Annotated in this window: 20 protein-coding genes; 16 read left to right on the top strand and 4 right to left on the bottom strand. The window is 57.6% G+C overall.

Going from position 1 to position 18,652, the window contains the following annotated elements:
- Positions 1–28 precede the first annotated feature (28 nt).
- The 14 genes from cyoB to ACR0AG_RS21225 all read left to right on the top strand — a co-directional run bounded on the left by cyoB (position 29) and on the right by ACR0AG_RS21225 (position 12,342).
- Positions 29–2,062 (top strand): cytochrome o ubiquinol oxidase subunit I, encoded by a 2,034-nt coding sequence (gene cyoB / locus ACR0AG_RS21290; RefSeq protein WP_480842532.1) that lies wholly within the window; start codon positions 29–31, stop codon positions 2,060–2,062.
- A complete protein-coding gene (gene cyoC / locus ACR0AG_RS21285; RefSeq protein WP_480842530.1) occupies positions 2,062–2,691 on the top strand; it encodes a cytochrome o ubiquinol oxidase subunit III in 630 nt (209 codons plus the stop codon). The genes cyoB and cyoC overlap by 1 nt, the downstream gene beginning before the upstream one ends.
- A complete protein-coding gene (gene cyoD, locus ACR0AG_RS21280; RefSeq protein ID WP_480842528.1) occupies positions 2,688–3,044 on the top strand; it encodes a cytochrome o ubiquinol oxidase subunit IV in 357 nt (118 codons plus the stop codon). The genes cyoC and cyoD overlap by 4 nt, the downstream gene beginning before the upstream one ends.
- Positions 3,045–3,097: 53 nt before the next feature.
- Positions 3,098–3,742, top strand: a complete 645-nt coding sequence (locus tag ACR0AG_RS21275) for an SURF1 family protein (protein WP_480842526.1) — start codon at positions 3,098–3,100, stop codon at positions 3,740–3,742.
- A 63-nt stretch (positions 3,743–3,805) separates the two neighbouring features.
- Complete coding sequence (locus tag ACR0AG_RS21270) at positions 3,806–4,201, top strand: 5-carboxymethyl-2-hydroxymuconate Delta-isomerase (protein ID WP_480842524.1); 396 nt, start codon at positions 3,806–3,808, stop codon at positions 4,199–4,201.
- Between the two features lie 3 nt (positions 4,202–4,204).
- On the top strand, positions 4,205–5,713 hold the full coding sequence (gene hpaE, locus ACR0AG_RS21265) for a 5-carboxymethyl-2-hydroxymuconate semialdehyde dehydrogenase (RefSeq protein ID WP_480842522.1): 1,509 nt from the start codon (positions 4,205–4,207) through the stop codon (positions 5,711–5,713).
- Positions 5,714–5,764: 51 nt separating this feature from the next.
- Entirely contained in the window at positions 5,765–6,607 is an 843-nt protein-coding gene (gene hpaD / locus ACR0AG_RS21260) for a 3,4-dihydroxyphenylacetate 2,3-dioxygenase (RefSeq protein ID WP_480842520.1), read from the top strand.
- 109 nt (positions 6,608–6,716) lie between these two features.
- Positions 6,717–7,571 carry a fumarylacetoacetate hydrolase family protein gene (locus tag ACR0AG_RS21255; RefSeq protein ID WP_480842518.1) on the top strand — a complete coding sequence of 285 codons (855 nt, stop codon included), beginning with the start codon at positions 6,717–6,719 and terminating at the stop codon, positions 7,569–7,571.
- Complete coding sequence (gene hpaH, locus ACR0AG_RS21250) at positions 7,568–8,368, top strand: 2-oxo-hept-4-ene-1,7-dioate hydratase (protein WP_480842516.1); 801 nt, start codon at positions 7,568–7,570, stop codon at positions 8,366–8,368. Before ACR0AG_RS21255 ends, hpaH begins: the two co-directional genes overlap by 4 nt.
- Before the next feature lie 10 nt (positions 8,369–8,378).
- A complete protein-coding gene (locus tag ACR0AG_RS21245) occupies positions 8,379–9,155 on the top strand; it encodes an aldolase/citrate lyase family protein (RefSeq protein ID WP_480842514.1) in 777 nt (258 codons plus the stop codon).
- Between the two features lie 196 nt (positions 9,156–9,351).
- Positions 9,352–10,020: a cupin domain-containing protein gene (locus ACR0AG_RS21240; protein WP_480842512.1), complete on the top strand. Its 669-nt coding sequence runs from the start codon at positions 9,352–9,354 to the stop codon at positions 10,018–10,020.
- Between the two features lie 3 nt (positions 10,021–10,023).
- Positions 10,024–10,707, top strand: coding sequence for an SDR family NAD(P)-dependent oxidoreductase (locus ACR0AG_RS21235; protein WP_480842510.1), 684 nt, complete (start codon positions 10,024–10,026; stop codon positions 10,705–10,707).
- A 3-nt stretch (positions 10,708–10,710) separates the two neighbouring features.
- The gene (locus tag ACR0AG_RS21230; RefSeq protein WP_480842508.1) at positions 10,711–11,772 is read left to right on the top strand and encodes a flavin monoamine oxidase family protein; all 1,062 of its coding nucleotides are present in this window, start codon (positions 10,711–10,713) and stop codon (positions 11,770–11,772) included.
- 6 nt (positions 11,773–11,778) lie between these two features.
- The gene (locus ACR0AG_RS21225) at positions 11,779–12,342 is read left to right on the top strand and encodes a TetR/AcrR family transcriptional regulator (RefSeq protein ID WP_480842506.1); all 564 of its coding nucleotides are present in this window, start codon (positions 11,779–11,781) and stop codon (positions 12,340–12,342) included.
- Between the two features lie 106 nt (positions 12,343–12,448).
- Here ACR0AG_RS21225 and ACR0AG_RS21220 read toward each other — a convergent pair whose 3' ends face one another.
- The 4 genes from ACR0AG_RS21220 to ACR0AG_RS21205 all read right to left on the bottom strand — a co-directional run bounded on the left by ACR0AG_RS21220 (position 12,449) and on the right by ACR0AG_RS21205 (position 16,570).
- The gene (locus ACR0AG_RS21220) at positions 12,449–13,228 is read right to left on the bottom strand and encodes an IclR family transcriptional regulator (RefSeq protein WP_480842504.1); all 780 of its coding nucleotides are present in this window, start codon (positions 13,226–13,228) and stop codon (positions 12,449–12,451) included.
- Between the two features lie 11 nt (positions 13,229–13,239).
- Positions 13,240–14,598 carry a TRAP transporter large permease gene (locus ACR0AG_RS21215; RefSeq protein WP_480842502.1) on the bottom strand — a complete coding sequence of 453 codons (1,359 nt, stop codon included), beginning with the start codon at positions 14,596–14,598 and terminating at the stop codon, positions 13,240–13,242.
- Positions 14,598–15,263, bottom strand: coding sequence for a TRAP transporter small permease (locus ACR0AG_RS21210; RefSeq protein WP_480842500.1), 666 nt, complete (start codon positions 15,261–15,263; stop codon positions 14,598–14,600). The genes ACR0AG_RS21215 and ACR0AG_RS21210 overlap by 1 nt, the downstream gene beginning before the upstream one ends.
- 68 nt (positions 15,264–15,331) lie before the next feature.
- On the bottom strand, positions 15,332–16,570 hold the full coding sequence (locus tag ACR0AG_RS21205; RefSeq protein ID WP_480842498.1) for a TRAP transporter substrate-binding protein: 1,239 nt from the start codon (positions 16,568–16,570) through the stop codon (positions 15,332–15,334).
- Between the two features lie 108 nt (positions 16,571–16,678).
- Between ACR0AG_RS21205 and ACR0AG_RS21200 the strand changes: the two genes are divergently transcribed.
- Positions 16,679–18,280 carry a GMC family oxidoreductase gene (locus ACR0AG_RS21200; RefSeq protein WP_480842496.1) on the top strand — a complete coding sequence of 534 codons (1,602 nt, stop codon included), beginning with the start codon at positions 16,679–16,681 and terminating at the stop codon, positions 18,278–18,280.
- A 140-nt stretch (positions 18,281–18,420) separates the two neighbouring features.
- Positions 18,421–18,652 (top strand): thiamine pyrophosphate-binding protein (locus tag ACR0AG_RS21195; RefSeq protein ID WP_480842494.1); only part of this gene is annotated, 232 nt, incomplete at its 3' end.

Genomic DNA, 18,652 nt, shown 5'->3' with positions numbered 1-18,652 from the left:
AACGCACCAAAACACGAAAGATAACGCAATGTCGCTATCTCATGCAGCAACGGACGGCCATGCAACCCTGTCAACTGTGGACCCGTTTTGGGGCAAGCTGTCCTGGAATATCTTTCCCTTCTATGAGCCGATCGTTCTAGGCACCTTTATCGGTGTTGCCATCCTGGGCCTCGCTGTTGTTGGAGCGCTGACTTATTACCGGCTGTGGGGGTATCTGTGGAAGGAGTGGTTCACCAGCATCGACCACAAGAAGATCGGGATCATGTACATGGTCCTCGGGTTGATCATGCTGCTTCGGGGCTTTGCCGACGCGCTATTGATGCGGGGCCACCAGGCCATCGCGGCCAGCGGGGGTGAGGGGTATCTGAACGCGCATCACTATGATCAGATCTTCACCGCGCATGGCGTGATCATGATCTTTTTCGTGGCTATGCCCTTTGTCACGGGCTTCATGAACTATGTCATGCCGTTGCAGATCGGCGCGCGGGACGTGGCATTTCCGTTCCTCAACAACCTTAGCTTCTGGCTGACCGTTTCGGGCGCGGTCCTGATCATGCTGTCGCTGTTTGTGGGAGAGTTCTCGACAGCAGGTTGGCTGGCCTATGCCCCGTTCTCGGGCCTCGAATACAGCCCAAGCGTGGGGATGGACTATTACCTCTGGTCTTTGAATATCGCGGGTATCGGCACGACCCTTTCGGGGATCAACCTTGTGGTGACCATCGTCAAGATGCGCGCGCCGGGTATGACGATGATGAAAATGCCGGTGTTTGTGTGGACGACTCTGTGCACCAATATCCTGATCGTCGCGACCTTTCCGGTGCTGGCAGCCACCTTGGCGCTGTTGACGGCGGACCGGTATCTGGGCACCCATTTCTTTACCAACGATCTGGGCGGCAATCCGATGATGTATGTGAACCTCATCTGGATCTGGGGCCACCCCGAGGTTTACATCCTGATCCTGCCGATCTTTGGCATCTTTTCCGAGATCGTGCCCACCTTTACCGGCAAGCGCCTGTTTGGCTACACCTCGATGGTCTATGCGACCTGCGTGATCATGGTGCTCAGCTATATCGTCTGGCTGCACCATTTCTTCACCATGGGGGCCGGAGCCAACGTAAACGCCTTTTTTGGCATCACCACGATGATCATCTCGATTCCGACAGGGGCCAAGATCTTCAACTGGCTGTTCACCATGTACAAAGGGCGCATCCGGTTCGAGACACCGATGCTGTGGGTCATGGGCTTTATGCTCACTTTCGTGATCGGCGGCATGACCGGGGTGCTTCTGGCGGTGCCGCCTGCGGATTACGTGCTGCACAATTCGCTGTTCCTGATTGCGCATTTCCACAACGTGATCATCGGTGGCGTGGTGTTCGGTATCTTTGCAGGCATCATCTATTGGTGGCCCAAGGCGTTCGGTTTCCGGCTCGAGCCGTTCTGGGGCAAGGTCAGTTTCTGGTGTTGGCTGATCGGGTTCTACCTGGCCTTTATGCCGCTTTATGCGCTGGGTCTGATGGGCGTGACCCGCCGCCTCAGCCAGTTTGAAGACACGTTCTACTCGATCTACTTCATCGTGGCTCTGGTTGGGGCCCTGATTGTGGCCGCCGGGATCGGTGCCTTCATCGTGCAGATTGTCGTTTCCATTCTCAGACGTGATGAGTTGCGCGATACGACAGGCGATCCCTGGAACGGGCGGACACTGGAATGGTCCACCTCGTCCCCCCCGCCCTACTACAACTTTGCCTTCACACCGCGCGTACATGAGTTGGACGCTTTCACCCAAATGAAACGCGAAGGTTTTGTTCGCCCAACAGACGGCTATGTGCCGATCCACATGCCGCGTTACACCGCCACCGGGATTGTGATGGCGGGTTTGCTGACCATCATGGGATTTGCACTGATCTGGTATGTTTGGTGGCTGGCAGCGCTTAGCTTTGCTGCGACGCTGCTCTACGGCATTGGTCACACATTCAACTATGACCGCGACTATTTTGTCCCGGCAGATGAAGTGCGCTCGATTGAAAACCAGCGCACACAACAGCTGGCGGGGGCCGCGGAATAATGAGCGATAGCACAAGCGAAACGCCGAAAGAGTTCTATGTGATCGAAGATCCCCACCATGGGGACGAACATCATGAAACCGGAACCATGCTTGGCTTCTGGATCTACCTGATGAGCGATTGCCTGATCTTTGGCATCCTCTTTGCGACCTATGCCGTTTTGGGCCAGAACTATGCCGCCGGACCCGCGCCAGTGGATCTGTTCGAGATCGAGATGATCCTGGTGGCAACTTTTGCGTTGCTATTTTCCTCGATCACATACGGGTTCGCAGTGCTGCGGATGGATATGGACGATCTGCGCGGGACGGTCCTGTGGCTTATCGTGACCGGCCTTTTCGGTGCCGCATTTCTGTTCCTGGAGTTTCAGGAGTTCTCGCACCTCATCCATATCGGCGCCACTCCACAAGCGAGCGCCTTCCTGTCTTCGTTCTTCGTGCTGGTCGGCACGCATGGGTTGCATGTTTTGGGCGGAAGTATCTGGCTAATTGTCCTTTTGCTCCAACTGGGGCAGCGCGGGCTGACCCATGAAAACAAGTGCCGCGTGATGTGTCTGTCTTTGTTCTGGCACTTCCTCGATCTGATCTGGATCGGCGTCTTTTCATTGGTTTACCTGACCGGAGTGCTGCTATGAGCGAGCAAGCAAAAAGTCGCCACGGGACCTTCAAATCATACATGATCGGATTTTTGCTGTCGGTGGTTTTGACCCTGATCCCCTTCTGGATCGTATTGGGAGATGTCACAGACAGCACAGGCTGGGCGGTGGCGATCATTTTCACGCTCGGGGCCACGCAGATGGTGGTCCACATCCACTATTTTCTGCACGTGTCACTCAAGGTTGAGGCCGGCTGGCAGGCGATGTCTCTGGGTCTGACGATTTTGTTGCTGGTGATCGTAATGGCCGGTTCAATCTGGGTCATGTTCAATCTGGATGAAAACATGATGCCCGCACACGAGCAGATCGAAAGGGTACGCAACCTACCATGAGTGGTCCCGCCTCAACAGGTCGGCCACGTTGGTTTACAGCCCTGCTATTGGCGATGTCTGTTGTTCTGATGGTGGTGTTTGTCTTGCTTGGAAACTGGCAGATCAGGCGACTGGCCTGGAAGCAGGAGCTGATCGCCGCGGTTGACGCGCGCGCATTTAGGGAGCCTGTCGAAATACCTGCCCAATTCGATCCCGCCCTGCATTCGTATCTGCGGGTGACAGTCGAGAGTTCATTTCTGGACCAACCCGAGGTGCTGGTGAAGGCTGTTACCGAGCTCGGCCCGGGTTTCTGGGTCATGTCCCCGGTGCAGACCCAGAGAGGGGTACTCTGGGTTAACCGGGGTTTCGTGCCTTCGGCCACGACCAAGTGGGCGGAACCTCAGACGCCCCTGACCGGCCTGCTCCGTCCTATGGAGGAAGGTGGTACACTGCTGGAACGCAACGATCCCGCCAATGCGCGCTGGGTGGCGCGTGACACGGTCGCGATGTCACAAACATTTGGCCTAGGTGCAACATTACCGTATTTTCTGGATGCCGATCACGTGGGCGCTCGGAATGTTTGGCCACGTGGCGGAATGACGGTTATCCGGTTCCGTAATTCTCATCTCATCTACGCGCTGACCTGGTACGCCATGGCCGTGTTGCTTGCGATTGCGCTTGTCTATGTTCTCAGGCTCAATCAATCTTCAACAAGTTAACAAAGCAACTACTTGACAGGCGCACCTTTTATTACTACACATGTTAATGAACGGAGGGGACCCATGCCACATTTCCACGTCGAGTATTCCGGCAATCTGGAGGACAGGATCGACATGGATGGCCTGTGCGAGTGCATCCGAGCCAACGCGGCGAAGATCGATACGTTTCCGATGCCCGGTATTCGCGTGCGCGCCACGCGGGTCGATCACTATGCCATTGCCGACGGCAACCCGGCGCATGGGTTCATTGATATTTCGATCCGGCTGCGCGCTGGTCGCCCCGAGGACGTCAAAAAAGATGCCACCCAGCGTATCTTTGAGGCGGTTAAGGCCTATTTGGCACCTGCCTTCGAACAGTATTCCATCGCGCTCTCGCTTGAGATGCGCGACATCGACCCAGAGCTTTCGCCCAAGACCGGCACCATCCGCGATCACTTGGCGACCACGCAGGAGACCTGACCCATGAGCGTTTTGGACACAAATATCGAGAAACTGGCGGGCTTTCTGGCGCGGTTCAAGGACACCGGTATCAAGAACCGCATTGCGGGGCAGGACCGGGATGGTGGTGCTGGTGTCTTTCAATCGACCTCGCCCGTAGATAAATCTGTAATCTGCGACGTGGCGCATGGCACCGCCGAAGATATCGACGCCGCGGCCAAAGCAGCCCACGCGGCCTTTGCCGACTGGCGCGACATGCCCGCCACTCAGCGTCGTCGCATCCTGCTGAACGTGGCCGACGCGATTGAGGCGCGGGCTGAGGAAATCGCACTGTGCGAATGCTGGGATACGGGCCAGACCCTGCGGTTCATGTCCAAGGCGGCGTTGCGCGGGGCCGAGAACTTTCGCTATTTCGCCGATCAGGTGGTGCAGGCACGCGATGGTCAGCACCTGAAATCGCCGACCCTGATGAACGTCACCACCCGCGTGCCAATCGGCCCTGTGGGCGTGATCACGCCCTGGAACACGCCGTTCATGCTGTCGACCTGGAAGATCGCACCGGCACTGGCCGCAGGCTGCACCGTGGTTCACAAACCGGCAGAAGACAGCCCGTTATCCGCCCGCCTGCTGGTCGAGATCGCCGAAGAGGCCGGTCTGCCCAAGGGGGTGCTGAACACTGTCAACGGCTTTGGCCCCGATGCGGGCAAGGCGCTGACCGAACACCCCTTGATCAAGGCCATCGCCTTTGTCGGCGAAAGCCGCACGGGCAGCATTATCACCAAACAAGGGGCCGATACGCTCAAGCGGATGCATCTGGAGCTGGGCGGCAAAAACCCGGTCATCGTGTTCGAGGACGCTGATCTGGACAGGGCGCTGGATGCGGTGATCTTCATGATCTATTCGATCAATGGCGAGCGCTGCACCTCGTCCTCGCGCCTGCTGGTGCAAGACAGCATCAAGGAAGAGTTCGAAGCCAGGCTGGTCGAACGCGTGAACAAAATCAAGGTCGGCCATCCGCTGGACCCCGCGACCGAAATCGGCCCGTTGGTGACGGAAGAGCATTACAACAAGGTCACCTCCTATTTCGACATCGCCAAAGAGGACGGTGCCACGATTGCCGCCGGTGGCGTCAAGCTGGGCGACGAAGGGTTTTTCATCCGCCCGACCCTGTTCACCAATGCCAGCAACCAGATGCGCATCGCGCGCGAAGAGATCTTTGGCCCCGTCCTGACCTCGATCTCGTTCTCGACCGAGGATGAGGCGTTGCAGATTGCCAATGACACGCCCTATGGTCTGACCGGCTATGTCTGGACCAATGACCTGACCCGCGCGCTGCGGTTCACAGATCGGCTTGAGGCCGGGATGATCTGGGTGAACTCGGAAAACGTCCGCCACCTGCCGACACCCTTTGGCGGGGTCAAGGCATCCGGCATTGGCCGTGATGGCGGCGATTGGTCGTTCGAGTTTTATATGGAACAAAAGCATATCGGTTTTGCGACCGGTCAGCACAAGATCATGCAGCTGGGCAAGTAACGGCCCGCAAACCGATCGTTGACCGGATCTGATGCAACAGGAGGAACTGTCATGGGAAAGATTGTACAGGCTGCAAAGATCACGCATGTGCCAAGTATCTGGATGTCCCACACGATGCCGAAATACAAAGGCATCCGGCAACCTGCCATTGACGGCTATGCGCGCCTGCGTCAGGACGCGATCGACCGCAACGTCGATACCTTCGTCATCTTCGACACCCACTGGATCACCAATCAGGGCTTTCACCTGAACACGAAAGAGCACCACAAGGGCCGCTTCATCAGCCACGAACTGCCGCACATGCTTGCGGATATGGAGTTCAACTATCGCGGCGATCATGAGCTGGGCGAAGGAATCCTAGACGTTCTGCGTGAACGCGGTGAACGCGCGCTTGGCCATTCCCATCCCGATATGGGCATGGAATACGGCACCCTGCTGCCGATGCATTTTATCAATGACGGGGTGAATGCACGGGTGCTGCCGGTGGCGGTGAACCAGTTCTCGTCCATCGCCGAGAACCGCGTCTGGGGCGAGGCCATCGCCGAAGGCATCCGCCGGTCGGACCGCAATGTCTCGATTCTGGCATCGGGTTCGCTGAGCCACGATTTTACCCCGAACGAGCGCTCGGTCGATGGCCTGAACAGTGTGAATGGCGAGTTCAATCGGCAAATGGATATGCGCGTGCTGGACCTGTGGGAACAGGGCCGGTTCGAGGAATTCCTCGAACTTCTGCCCGATTACGCCAAGAAATGTGCCGGCGAATGCGCCATGAACGACACCGCTTTGTTGTTCGGCGCGCTCGGCTGGGGCAGCTACAAGGGCGAGATCGATATCTATACCCCCTATTTCGGAAGCTCCGGCACGGGGCAGGCCAATATCAGCTTTTCGGTCTGATCCCGACAGCTGATGCGGTCAAGATATCCGGTTTGGGCCGCAAAGCTGCGCACCAAATGGACCTGAGAAACCAATGCATGGGTGGCATCGACGCCGCCAAGGAGATCTGATGCGCTTTGCAACCTACACCGCCGATGGCGAGACATTCTTTGGTGCAATCACCGATGATGGTGCGATTGCCCTGAATTCCGCTTTTCCCGATTGCGCCAGCCTTTATGAGGTGATCGCCGCTGGAAAGTTCGATCAGCTCTCTGCCGCCGCTGCAGGCAAGCCCGTCACCCATACCGCCTATGAGTTTGAAATGGTGATGCCGGACGCCCGCCGCATCCTGTGTGTCGGCGTGAACTTCCCCGACCGCAATGCGGAATACAAGGACGGCAGCGCGCAGCCGAAATACATGTCGCTGTTCCCGCGTTTCGCCACCGGCTTTACCGGGCATGGGCGCAATCTGGTGCGCCCGCCGGAAAACCACACATTGGATTATGAAGGCGAGGTGGTGATCGTGATCGGCAAAGAAGGTCGTCGGATCAGCCAGGATGACGCCTATGACCACATTGCGGCGCTGACGCTTTGCAACGAAGGCACCATCCGCGATTGGGTGCGTCACGCCAAGTTCAACGTCACGCAAGGCAAGAACTGGGACAAATCCGGCGCCATCGGCCCGTGGCTGGTGCCGTTTACCGATGCAGCGCAGCTGGATGACGCCCGGATCATCACCACGGTGAACGGCGAAGTGCGCCAGGACGATACGCTGAACCGCATGATGTTCCCGATCCGGCGCGAGATCGAATATATCTCGACCTTCATGACGCTACAGCCCGGCGACATGATCGTAACCGGCACCCCCACCGGCGCAGGCGCGCGCTTTGACCCGCCGAAATATCTTGTCCCGGGCGATGTGGTCGAGATCACAGTCGAAGGCATCGGCACGCTGAGCAACGGGATCGAGGACGAGCAGGTATGACCCCCGAAGATCACGCCCGCGCCGCCGCCGATCTGCTGCAGGCAGAGGCTACGCGTGCGCAGATAGGCCTGCTGACTCTGCGCCATCCGGAAATGGGCATGGATGATGCCTATGCGGTACAGAACGCCATCTATCGCCAGAAACTGGCTGAAGACCGCAAAGTGATTGGCTGGAAGATCGGCCTGACCTCGAAAGCGATGCAATACGCGCTGAATATCGACATTCCCGACAGCGGCATCCTTTTCGATGACATGGCTTTTGACAACGGCGGAACCGTCCCTGCAGGGCGCTTCATCCAGCCCCGGATCGAGGCCGAGATTGCCTTTGTGATGAATTCCGCCGTGGGGGGCGATGACGTTACCCGCGACGATATCTTCGCGGCCACCGATTTTGTTGCCCCTTCGATCGAGATTCTCGACACACGGATTCAACGGGTGGATCCGGACACCGGCAAAGCGCGCACCGTGTTTGACACGATCAGCGACAATGCCGCCAATGCAGGCATCGTGCTGGGCCCACAGCGCCACGCGGTTGATGCGTTTGACCTGCGCTGGGTCGGCGCGCTAACCTTCCGCAATGGCGAGATTGAGGAAACCGGGCTGGGCGCGGGTGTGCTGAACGACCCGGTCGAAAGCGTGGTCTGGCTGGCCCGCCGCATGGCGCAATATGGTCAGAACATTGAGCCCGGGCAGGTTATTCTATCCGGCAGCTTCATCCGTCCGGTCGAATGCCTGCCGGGCACGGAAATCCACGCCGATTTCGGCCCGTTCGGGTCGGTCGATATCAACTTCGCCTGAAGGAGGCCCCATGCCTGCCCCCCATAACACGTTCAAGGCCGCGCTGGCCGTCGGTCAACCTCAGATCGGGTGCTGGATCGGGATGGCCAGCGCCTACGCCGCCGAAATCGCCGCAACGTCACGATTTGACTGGCTGCTGGTGGATGGCGAACATGCACCAAACGATCTGCGGTCAATCCTGGAACAGGTCCGAGTTATCGAAGGGTCAGGCAGCCATCCAGTGGCGCGCTTGCCGATTGGTGAGACCTGGATGATCAAGCAATATCTGGATGCAGGCGTTCAGAGTCTTCTGATCCCCATGGTGGAAAGCGGCGAGCAGGCCCGCGAACTGGTGCGCGCCGTGCAGTACCCGCCAAAGGGCGTACGCGGCGTCGGTTCATCGCTGGCGCGGGCTTCGGGTTTCGCGGCGATCCCGGACTATCTGACAACCGCAGACGACCAGATCTGCCTGTTGGTTCAGGTCGAAAGCCAAAAAGGCATGTACGCATTGGATGACATTCTGGCCACCGATGTGGACGGCGTCTTTATCGGCCCAGCCGATCTTGCCGCCGACATGGGGCATCTGGGGAATGCGGACCACCCCGACGTTGTGGATGCGATCTCGGACGCCCTCACCCGTATCGTCGCCGCCGGAAAAGCCGCAGGTATTCTGACCCTCGATCCGGCCATGCAACGCAAGTGCCTGGATCTTGGTGTCACCTTTCTGGCCACCAATATCGACGTCATTCTATTTGCAAACGCCATGCGCGCTGCGGCGGATGCGGCGAAACAGCTTGGCGAGACATAGGCTGACGGCCGGTCTTGCTGTCGCGATAGCCGGCGTGAGCCATCTCACAACTCTGTGTCTTTGCGAACCCGGTTTGGAATCCGGGTTGCATTGTTACCTACCTATCAGTAGGTAATATCTGTTACTCGCGTTCTCGAAGGCCTGTCAATCACTGCCGCGGCAAGGCCTGCCACTTCAGCAGAAAGGACCCTTCTCAATGGAACTCAACTCGGATTTCTCTGCCCGCGTCGTTGTTCATTCGGATCAGCTTGAATGGCAGGCCTCACCCATGAAGGGTGTTGATCGGCGCATGCTGGATCGGATTGGAGACGAAGTTGCCCGGGCCACGACAATTGTACGCTATGCGCCGGGCAGCAAGTTTTCGGCCCATACCCATACAGGCGGCGAAGAGTTCATTGTTCTGGACGGTGTCTTTCAGGATGAGCACGGCGATTTCCCGGAAGGCACCTATGTCCGCAATCCGCCGACGACCGCGCATACGCCCGGCTCGGAACCTGGCTGCACGATTTTTGTCAAACTCTGGCAGTTCGACATGGATGACCGCACTCAGTTCCGCAAAACCATGGCAGATGAACTGGCCGCGCCTGTCGACGGTGTTGCCACCGCGGTTTTGCACAAGGATGACCGCGAGGTTGTAACCTACAGCCACCTCGAACCCGGTGCGAGGATGACATCGAACGCACCTGGCGGCACCGAGATTTTGATGATCGGCGGGTCGCTGACCGCAGGGGATGACGTGCTGCAAAAGAACGATTGGCTGCGCCTGCCCGAGGGCGAAGCGTTGTCTGTCGTTGCAGGCTCGGAAGGGGCAAAGGTCTGGATGAAAACCGGGCACCTGCCCTTTGCCCAAGCGCCGGAGGTGTGATCCATGAGCAGTGAAAAACCTTTGGCGCTTGTCGCGGGTGCGGGGGCCGGTCTTGGCCAGTCCCTTTTGGCACGATTTCAAGCAGGTGGAATGACGGCTGTCGGCCTTGGACGGACACAACCGGCAGAGACTACCGCACCATTTCATCAGGTCGATCTGTCGGATCCGGACGCGGTATCGCCTGTGATCGCAGATTTGATCACAGCCCATGGACCGCCGCAGATCGTGGTGCACAACACGGCCGAGTTGGTGATCGCCCCGTTCACCGAAACCGCGTTGGAGGATTACCAAAGAACGTGGACCTCAATGGTGCAGTCGCTTGTTGTTCTTGGCCAATCTGTTCTGCAACCGATGGTGCGGGGCGGAGGTGGCGCATTGATCGTGTCCGGGGCCACGGCATCGTTGCGCGGCGGCGCGCGGTTTTCTGCGTTTGCGTCGGCAAAATTCGCGCTGCGTGGGCTGACCCAATCGTTGGCGCGCGAGTATCAGCCAGCGGGCGTGCATGTTTCGCATGTCATCCTGGACGGGATCATCGATACGCCACGGTCCCGGGACCTTCACTCTCTGGATCCGGCAAAAATGATGAAACCGGATGAGATCGCCGAGGCCTATTGGCAACTGGCCCATCAACCAGTCTCCACCTGGACCCATGAGCAGGATCTGCGGCCTGCCTCCGAAGGGTTCTGAGCGATGCAGGCAGACACGCTGATCATTGGCGCTGGCCTGTCCGGGCTCAGCCTTGCCAATCAGATGGAGGCGCAAAACCGCGACTATCTGCTGGTTGAGGCGCGGGAACGCCCGGGCGGGCGTATCCTGACACAAAAGCTGGAGGGCGGGTATTTCGACATGGGCCCGGCCTGGTTCTGGCCCGGGCAGCCACGTATCGCGGCGCTGGTAAAGAAGTTGCGGCTGGAGTGGTTCGAACAGTATGCGACAGGCACGCTCAGCTTTGAGGATCAAAACGGTCAGGTTGAACGTGGTCGCGGCTTTGCCTCGATGCAGGGATCCTATCGCCTCAAGGGTGGACTGGCGGCCCTGACCGATGCGCTGGCCGAAAATATTCCTGAACAGCAATTTATGCGATCAGCGCCAATCGTCGCGCTGCAAAAATCGGAAACGGGGATCACCGCGACCACGGAATCCGGTCAGATCATCCGCGCACGCGAGGCTGTATTGGCACTGCCGCCGCGTGTCGCCAGCAAGATCGCGTTCTACCCAGCCTTGCCGTTTGCAGCGCAGACAGCCATGAACGGCATCGCCACCTGGATGGCCGGGCAGGCCAAGGCCATTGCCATTTATGACCACCCCTTTTGGCGCGACGCGGGGCTGTCTGGTGATGCCATGAGCCGCCGTGGGCCGATGGTGGAAACTCATGACGCATCGCCTGCCCAAGGCGGACCTTATGCGTTGTTCGGCTTTGTCGGTATTTCACCACAGGCCCGGCAGGATGAACACCGCCTGCGGCAAGCTCTGACCGAACAACTGACGCGGATCTTCGGCCCTGAAGCGGCCACGCCCAAAGCACTTTTTGTCAAAGACTGGGCCTTTGATCCGTTCACTTCGGTCGAAGAAGATCAGCAGCCGCTATACGCCCATCCGCAATATGGGCTGCCGTATGCCTTGGCGCATCTTTGGGAAGGTCGCCTGATCTTTGCTGGAACCGAGGTAGCGCCGCAGTTTGGCGGATACCTTGAAGGCGCGCTTGAGGCCGCCGAAAACGCGATGGCCCTGATCGCGACAGAAATGGCTTGAAAGCACATGGGAAGTGACACCAAAACGGCCCTTCTGGATGTTGCGGAACTTGCTGCGCGCGCGCGCGGCTTTGACGGGTTCAGCTATGCCGATCTGGCCGAGGCCGTGGGCATTCGCAAGGCGTCGATCCACTACCATTTCCCGACCAAAGCTGCCTTGTCGGCGGCGTTGATGGATCGCTATCATCAAGCCCTTGAGGCCGAGTGCAATCGCATCAAAGTGGCTCACGAAACCGGTGCCCAGCGGTTGCTCGCCTTGATCGACCTGTATCGTGATGCGCTCAATGATGGAAAGACATTGTGCCTGTGCGTTTCGCTGATCAGTAGTCGCGAAAGCCTTTCGGAAGACGTTATCCAACAGATCAGGATGTTTCGCGCCATGATGGTCGCGCAGATCGAAGCGATCTTGTGGTCAGGTCAAAAGGACAAGTCCATTGCGGGTATCACCGATCCAACCGCTGAGGCACGGGCGGTGTTGGCACTTCTGGAAGGTGCACATCTGACAGCACGCGCGGAGGAAAACACGGCAGCTTTTGACGAGGCATTGGGCATTCTGAAATCGCGCTGCTGATCCGTCCGGTCCCGACGCTTAATCCCGCCTGCGAATTACTCAGGACCGCCACTTGCGACCCGCACCCTTTCGCACCCGCCTGCGTTGCGGCCTTCAACTTAAGAGTTTAATCAACCAACAGGCCCGAGAGCTTGTCAGCCCCCTCTCGCAGCGTTCCCAGATGGGTCAACATGCTTTCAATGTCCGTCCGCTGAGTCGGCGCATGAACCGAAAGCGTTCCCACCAGCCGGTCCTGCGCGTCACGGATCGGCACCGCAATCGCCACCATGCCCGTCATGAACTCTTCATCATCCGTCGAATACCCGTTCTTGGAGATGCGCGCGATTTCCGATTGCAGTGCCACCGGTTCGGTCAAAGACCGTTCTGTCTGCGGTTTCAGCTGACCCGCAGACAGAAACCCCCTGAGCGTTTTCGCTCGTAAAGTGGACAGGTACATCTTACCGCTGGCGGTGCAATGAAACGGGACCTGGGTGCCCACGGGCAACTGAATGCGCAGGGGCCATTTGGTTTCGACCCGGTCCAGATAGATCATGCCTTCGCGGTCGGGCACTGCCAGATTGCAAGTCTCTCCGACCGCATCGGCAACGCTTCGCAATATGGCAAGACGCGCGGTGCGCAAGTGTTCGGCGGACATTGTATTTACCGACAGCAGGCGAAGCCGTCTGCCCGGCCCAAAAGACCGGCCATCCAGATCGCGCTGAAGAAATCCTTCGGCCTCGGCGGTTTGAAGCAGCCTGTGTATCGTCGGTTTGGCAAGCCCCAACGCCTCGATCAACTCGGACGGCTTTACCGCCACACCGCGGCGCGCCACCTCTTCAAGGATGAGGAGGAGGCGCAGGTTCGTGGGAATCTGGGTTTCTTTCTCTTGCGTGTCCGTATCGGCCATCCCGTTACATTCTAGCTGTTTGGCAGCAGGATCAAGGCGATATTGGGAACAAGTGAGATCAGCATCCAAACCGAGATAAGCGCGGCCAGATACGGCACCGTATAGCGCAGCAGCCGGAAATACGGCACGCCCGTTACACCCGAAGCCACATAAAGGTTCAGACCATAGGGTGGCGTGATGAAGCCGATCGATGCCCCCACAAGGAAGATCACTGAAAAGTGGATTGGATCGATCCCAACAGAAGCAGCGATGGGCGCGAGGATCGGTGCCAGGATGATCGTCACGGGCAAGCTTTCCAGCACCATTCCCGAAAAGAAGACGATCACCATCGACGTGAACAGAACCGCATAGTAGCCGCCCATCGACGTGACAAAATCACCGATTGTCTGTTGTGCCCCCAGCAGCGAAAGGATCTGCTGCATGACCACGGAAATCGCGATCAGCGGGGCGAGAATGCCGGTGATCTGCGCCGAACGGATCACGACCGAGGGGATCTCGGGGATCGTGAATCCTTCGACGACCAGCATTTCGGCAAAGCTCTTATCGGTTGGCGAAACGTCATCGCGCGCGCCCATGATCTTGTTGATCGGATAGCTAACAAGCCCCGCGATGACACAGAAGCCCACGGTCACCCCCGCAGCTTCGGTTGGTGAGAACTTACCTGTGTAGATACCCCAAAGCACCAACCCTATGGCAAAGAAACCAAGCCACGCGCCAAACGCGGTTTTGAGAACCCGGTTCAGTTGCAGCGGGATCAAGTAGCCCCAGCCATTCATGCGGCAGATAATCCAACATGCAAATTGCATACCGACGACCATCAGCGCGCCGGGCAGAATGCCCGCCAAGAACAACTCGGAAATGGGTAGGTTCATCAGGAACCCGTAAACGATAAAGATGATAGACGGCGGGATAATGATCCCTACCGTGCCACCCGCCGCAGCGGTCGCGGCGCTGAAACGTTCATCATAGCCGCCCTTCACCATTTCTGGATGCAGCATCGAGCCGATGGTGGCGGTCGTAGCCGAATTCGATCCCGATATCGCGGCAAACAGACCGCAAGCGCCCAGCGACGCCATGGCCAGCCCGCCGCGTATCCAGCCCAGACAGGCATAGGCAAAATCACTCAACCTTCGTGCAATGCCGGATTTGTTGATCAGGTCCCCAGTCAGAATAAAGAGCGGCATTGCCAGAAGTGCGAAACCCTTGTTGAAGACGTTCAGCAGTTCGGCGCCCATGTTGTCCAGCGTCAGGCCCAAAACGAACGAACAACCGATGACCCAATAACCGATCACCAGCAAAACGGGGACGCCCAGCATGAACAGGAACGTGACGCCCAATGAAATAAGTGTAACCCAGGTTCCGTCAGTCATCAGTCAGCCCCAATCATCGCCTGCTTAATCAGCGGCTCACCAGTTTTCCAGTTTCTGAAATCATCCGCGAGGTTCTGAAAAACCCGCCCGACCATCAGGAAGAAAGACAAGGGGGCTGCCAGCAGGAACCACCATTGCATGATGTTGTCCGTGCCAAGAACGATCTGAAAGTTCGACGCCGACAGGGCCACCAGCCGCACCGTCGTGACGATGACGATAACGGCGAAGATATACCAAAGCACCGCATCCAGAATGAGACAGGCCAATTGTCCCGCCCGCGGCATGGCGCTGCGGAATTCGCTAAAGCTCAGATGCGTGCGCAGCCGGACATTGTAGGAGGCACCAAACCAAGCCATGACCATGAACAGAAGCGGAGGAATGGTAGTGGACCACGGTTCCTGGTCATTGAAAACGAACCGGTCGATCACGCCCCAAAAGATGATGAACGCAATCGCCAGATAGGAATAGACCATCACCGACCGTTCAAAGTGACGCTCGACAAACGGCACTTTGCGGTAGATCCACATAATCAGGAGCCCCCCCAAAGCCGAGACAACAGCGCCAACGACCCATGTGGCATCAGACTCCAGCGCGGACTGAATCTCGAATGAATCGAAGGTGAGTAAAGCGCTGAAAATAGCGCGAACCTCTGTCCAAAAAGACATGAACCCCGTCCTCCCAGTCGGTGTTTGGTGAAACCGGCCCCACAGGGCCGGTTCTTATGTAATTCGGATCAGGCTGCGCCCATCCACCAACGACGTGGCTCAACATTTTCAGGCAGAGTGTCGGCGGGGATCTCACGGGCGATGTCGTAGATCTCTTGATATGTATCGATACCACCGGCCCACTTGTTAAGCCGCTCGCGCCATTGCGCCCAGGGCTCGGGGTTGTAGTTGGGGGCACACATCTCTTCGGCCAGTTTGATCTGATCATCCGGCAGGAAGGCCGGACGCACACCGTTTTCTGCAAAGATGGTGTTCGGCAGCTGTGGTTCCGAGAACCCAACCGTGTTCAACAGAGCGGCCTCGTTGGCCCCCTGGATCAAAGCCTGTGTAAAGTAGGACGATTCCATAACCGCGTCCTGCAGATCACCGCCAAGACTGTCGAACACTTTGGCGGACATCGATGTATGCTCGGTTCCGCAGAAGAACTTCAGGTTGACCGACTGCGACACCACCGGCGCCATGTTGGCATATGCCACCGCTGAAGCCCATGTTTCTGCGCCGTCGATCAGACCGGTTTTCAGTGCATCCAGCGTCTCTTCCCATGCCACCGGAACCGGATTCAGGTTCAGCAGTTGCATCGCTATTCGACCCAGTTGCGTGCCCGTGACGCGGTTTTTGGTGCCAAACAACTCTTCCAGCTTGGTCACAGTCGGCTTGTCGGCAAAGGTCGATCCCATTTGCAGACCGCGCAGTTCACAATGGGTGAACAGGAACTTGAGGCCATGCCGTTTTTCCAGCGGATCCCGCAGGATGCGCTGGCTCGCCGGGCTATAAAAGAAATGATACTGCGCTGCGCGGCTTGGGAACATGTACGCGTAGTCCAGCACATTCAGATAAGGCGCACCGCCTGCCGAGTTCTGAGTGGAGGCCGCATAGATATCGACGATGCCCTGCTGAGTCTTTTCAACACAGCTAAGCTGACCACAGATCTGGTTGTCACCGATAAACTCGATGCGAATCTCGCCGTCGGTACGTTCTTCCAGATCGCGCGCAAATTCGATTGCGCCTGCGCGTTCAATCAGCAGGTTACGGGTGTTAAAGCCCGACGCACCGAATTTCAGCGTGTGCTTAGGCTCTTTCGAGAAACGCTTTTCGTATGTGGATTCTGCCGCTTGCGCCAGGTTCGCAAGGCTCATAGCCCCGCCAAAGCCACCTGCAGCCAGCAGTGTCGAGCTCATACCATAACGCCCGGCCACACGGAAAAAATCCCGCCTCGAAATTCCACTGAGTTTCCGACCAATCTCCATTGCTTACCTCCCTGTTCGCAATTATTGAGACAATTTGTATCAAAAAATGCTAGCTTATTTGATTCAATTTGCATAGATATTTTTTGAGACCTTTGAGAGGAGGCGGTCATGGAGGTGGATTATGCAGTCGTCGGGGCCGGCTCTTCCGGCTGTGTCATCGCCAATCGGCTCAGCGCAAATCCTGGCACAACGGTTGCCCTTCTCGAAGCCGGCGGCAAAGATACCAACCCCTGGATCCATATCCCGGTCGGCTATTTCAAGACGATGCATAACCCGACGGTCGACTGGTGTTATCAAACCGAACCCGACCCGGGCCTGAACGGTCGCTCAATCGATTGGCCAAGAGGCAAAGTGCTTGGCGGCTCCTCATCGTTAAACGGTCTGCTCTATGTGCGGGGTCAGAAGGAAGACTATGACCGCTGGCGGCAGATGGGTAACGAAGGCTGGGGTTGGGACGATGTCCTGCCCCTGTTCAAGCGCTGCGAGGACCAGGAGCGGGGCGAAGACGATTTTCACGGTGTGGGCGGGCCGCTTTCGGTGTCGAACATGCGCATACAGCGCCCGATTTGTGATGCATGGGTCGCAGCGGCCCAAAGCGCAGGCTACAAATTCAACCCGGACTACAACGGTGCCGAACAGGAAGGCGTTGGATACTTTCAGCTAACCACGCGAAATGGTCGCAGATGCAGCGCTGCCGTTGCGTATCTAAAGCCCATACGGCATCGCCAAAACCTGAACATCATCACCCATGCCTTGGTCTCTCGCATCCAGATGGATGGAAAGAAGGCAACAGGATTGGTGTATCGCGACCGTTCGGGCGCTGAAAAAGTACTTAAAGTCCGGCGTGAGATCATTCTGTCCGGTGGCGCGATCAATTCACCTCAGATTCTGATGCTGTCGGGAATTGGCGATCCTGAGCATCTGAAAGAAAACGGCATTGACCCCGTCCACGCTTTGCCCGGGGTCGGCAAAGGTCTGCAGGATCACCTGCAGGCGAGGCTGGTATTCAAATGCAATGAACCCACGCTGAATGACGAGGTGCGCAGCCTGTTCAATCAGGCCCGTATCGGGTTGAAATACGCGCTTTTCCGGGCGGGACCCATGACTATGGCGGCAAGTCTGGCCACAGGCTTTCTCAAAACCCGCCCAGAGGTGCAAACCCCTGACATTCAATTCCATGTCCAACCCTGGTCTGCCGACAGCCCCGGAGAAGGCGTGCACCCCTTCTCGGCCTTTACGATGTCGGTATGCCAGTTGCGACCAGAAAGCCGGGGTGAGCTGCGGTTGAACGGCCCGGACCCGTCGACCTACATTAAAATCATCCCCAATTACCTGTCGACCGAGACCGATTGCAGAACCCTTGTGGATGGTGTGAATATCGCGCGTGAAATTGCCCGGCATAACCCGCTGGCCTCCAAGATTTCGGAAGAGTTTCGCCCGACATCAGATCTGTCTCGCGACGATTACGAGGGCACGTTGGATTGGGCGCGATCCAATTCTGTCTCAATCTATCACCCGACAGGCACCTGTGCGATGGGCCGTACCGAAAGATCTGTGGTGGACCCTACCCTCAAAGTGCATGGCATCGAAAACCTCAGAGTCGCAGATTGCTCGATCATGCCAGAAATCGTGAGCGGCAATACCAATGCGCCCGCAATCATGATCGGCGAAAAGGCAAGCGATCTGATTGCGGCGGAGGTATCAACCTGAAGGTGGGTTGCCCTTACCAGATAGCCGGATGCGTCGGTCCGATCGCCTTATCCAGACTGCTAGGGCTTAGCCACACCACTTGGTAGGCGGCTCAGGTCCTCAGGCATGAATTGTAACGTTATGAACAAGGAAACCTCCACATGAAGATGACGACAGAAGAAGCGTTTGTTAAGATGTTGCAGATGCATGGAATTGAGCATGCGTTTGGGATTATCGGCTCTGCGATGATGCCGATTTCGGATATTTTTGGCCAGGCGGGCATCACGTTCTGGGACTGCGCACATGAAGGGTCGGGCGGCATGATGGCCGATGGCTACACCCGCGCGACCGGCAAGATGTCGATGATGATCGCGCAGAACGGCCCCGGCATCA

The organism is Ruegeria sp. H6 (assembly GCF_056532975.1).
This window is presented reverse-complemented; position numbering and strand designations above follow the sequence as displayed.

Bases quoted from the DNA above. Each gene is read 5' to 3' on its own strand.
- cyoB (WP_480842532.1), top strand. From the start codon at position 29: ATGTCGCTATCTCATGCAGCAACGGACGGCCATGCAACCCTGTCAACT.
- cyoD (WP_480842528.1), top strand. From the start codon at position 2,688: ATGAGCGAGCAAGCAAAAAGTCGCCACGGGACCTTCAAATCATACATG.
- ACR0AG_RS21240 (WP_480842512.1), top strand. From the start codon at position 9,352: ATGGAACTCAACTCGGATTTCTCTGCCCGCGTCGTTGTTCATTCGGAT.
- ACR0AG_RS21220 (WP_480842504.1), bottom strand. From the start codon at position 13,228: ATGGCCGATACGGACACGCAAGAGAAAGAAACCCAGATTCCCACGAAC.
- ACR0AG_RS21215 (WP_480842502.1), bottom strand. From the start codon at position 14,598: ATGACTGACGGAACCTGGGTTACACTTATTTCATTGGGCGTCACGTTC.
- ACR0AG_RS21235 (WP_480842510.1), top strand. From the start codon at position 10,024: ATGAGCAGTGAAAAACCTTTGGCGCTTGTCGCGGGTGCGGGGGCCGGT.
- hpaD (WP_480842520.1), top strand. From the start codon at position 5,765: ATGGGAAAGATTGTACAGGCTGCAAAGATCACGCATGTGCCAAGTATC.
- ACR0AG_RS21245 (WP_480842514.1), top strand. From the start codon at position 8,379: ATGCCTGCCCCCCATAACACGTTCAAGGCCGCGCTGGCCGTCGGTCAA.
- cyoC (WP_480842530.1), top strand. From the start codon at position 2,062: ATGAGCGATAGCACAAGCGAAACGCCGAAAGAGTTCTATGTGATCGAA.
- ACR0AG_RS21270 (WP_480842524.1), top strand. From the start codon at position 3,806: ATGCCACATTTCCACGTCGAGTATTCCGGCAATCTGGAGGACAGGATC.
- ACR0AG_RS21200 (WP_480842496.1), top strand. From the start codon at position 16,679: ATGGAGGTGGATTATGCAGTCGTCGGGGCCGGCTCTTCCGGCTGTGTC.
- ACR0AG_RS21275 (WP_480842526.1), top strand. From the start codon at position 3,098: ATGTCTGTTGTTCTGATGGTGGTGTTTGTCTTGCTTGGAAACTGGCAG.
- ACR0AG_RS21205 (WP_480842498.1), bottom strand. From the start codon at position 16,570: ATGGAGATTGGTCGGAAACTCAGTGGAATTTCGAGGCGGGATTTTTTC.
- hpaH (WP_480842516.1), top strand. From the start codon at position 7,568: ATGACCCCCGAAGATCACGCCCGCGCCGCCGCCGATCTGCTGCAGGCA.
- ACR0AG_RS21210 (WP_480842500.1), bottom strand. From the start codon at position 15,263: ATGTCTTTTTGGACAGAGGTTCGCGCTATTTTCAGCGCTTTACTCACC.
- ACR0AG_RS21230 (WP_480842508.1), top strand. From the start codon at position 10,711: ATGCAGGCAGACACGCTGATCATTGGCGCTGGCCTGTCCGGGCTCAGC.
- hpaE (WP_480842522.1), top strand. From the start codon at position 4,205: ATGAGCGTTTTGGACACAAATATCGAGAAACTGGCGGGCTTTCTGGCG.
- ACR0AG_RS21225 (WP_480842506.1), top strand. From the start codon at position 11,779: ATGGGAAGTGACACCAAAACGGCCCTTCTGGATGTTGCGGAACTTGCT.
- ACR0AG_RS21255 (WP_480842518.1), top strand. From the start codon at position 6,717: ATGCGCTTTGCAACCTACACCGCCGATGGCGAGACATTCTTTGGTGCA.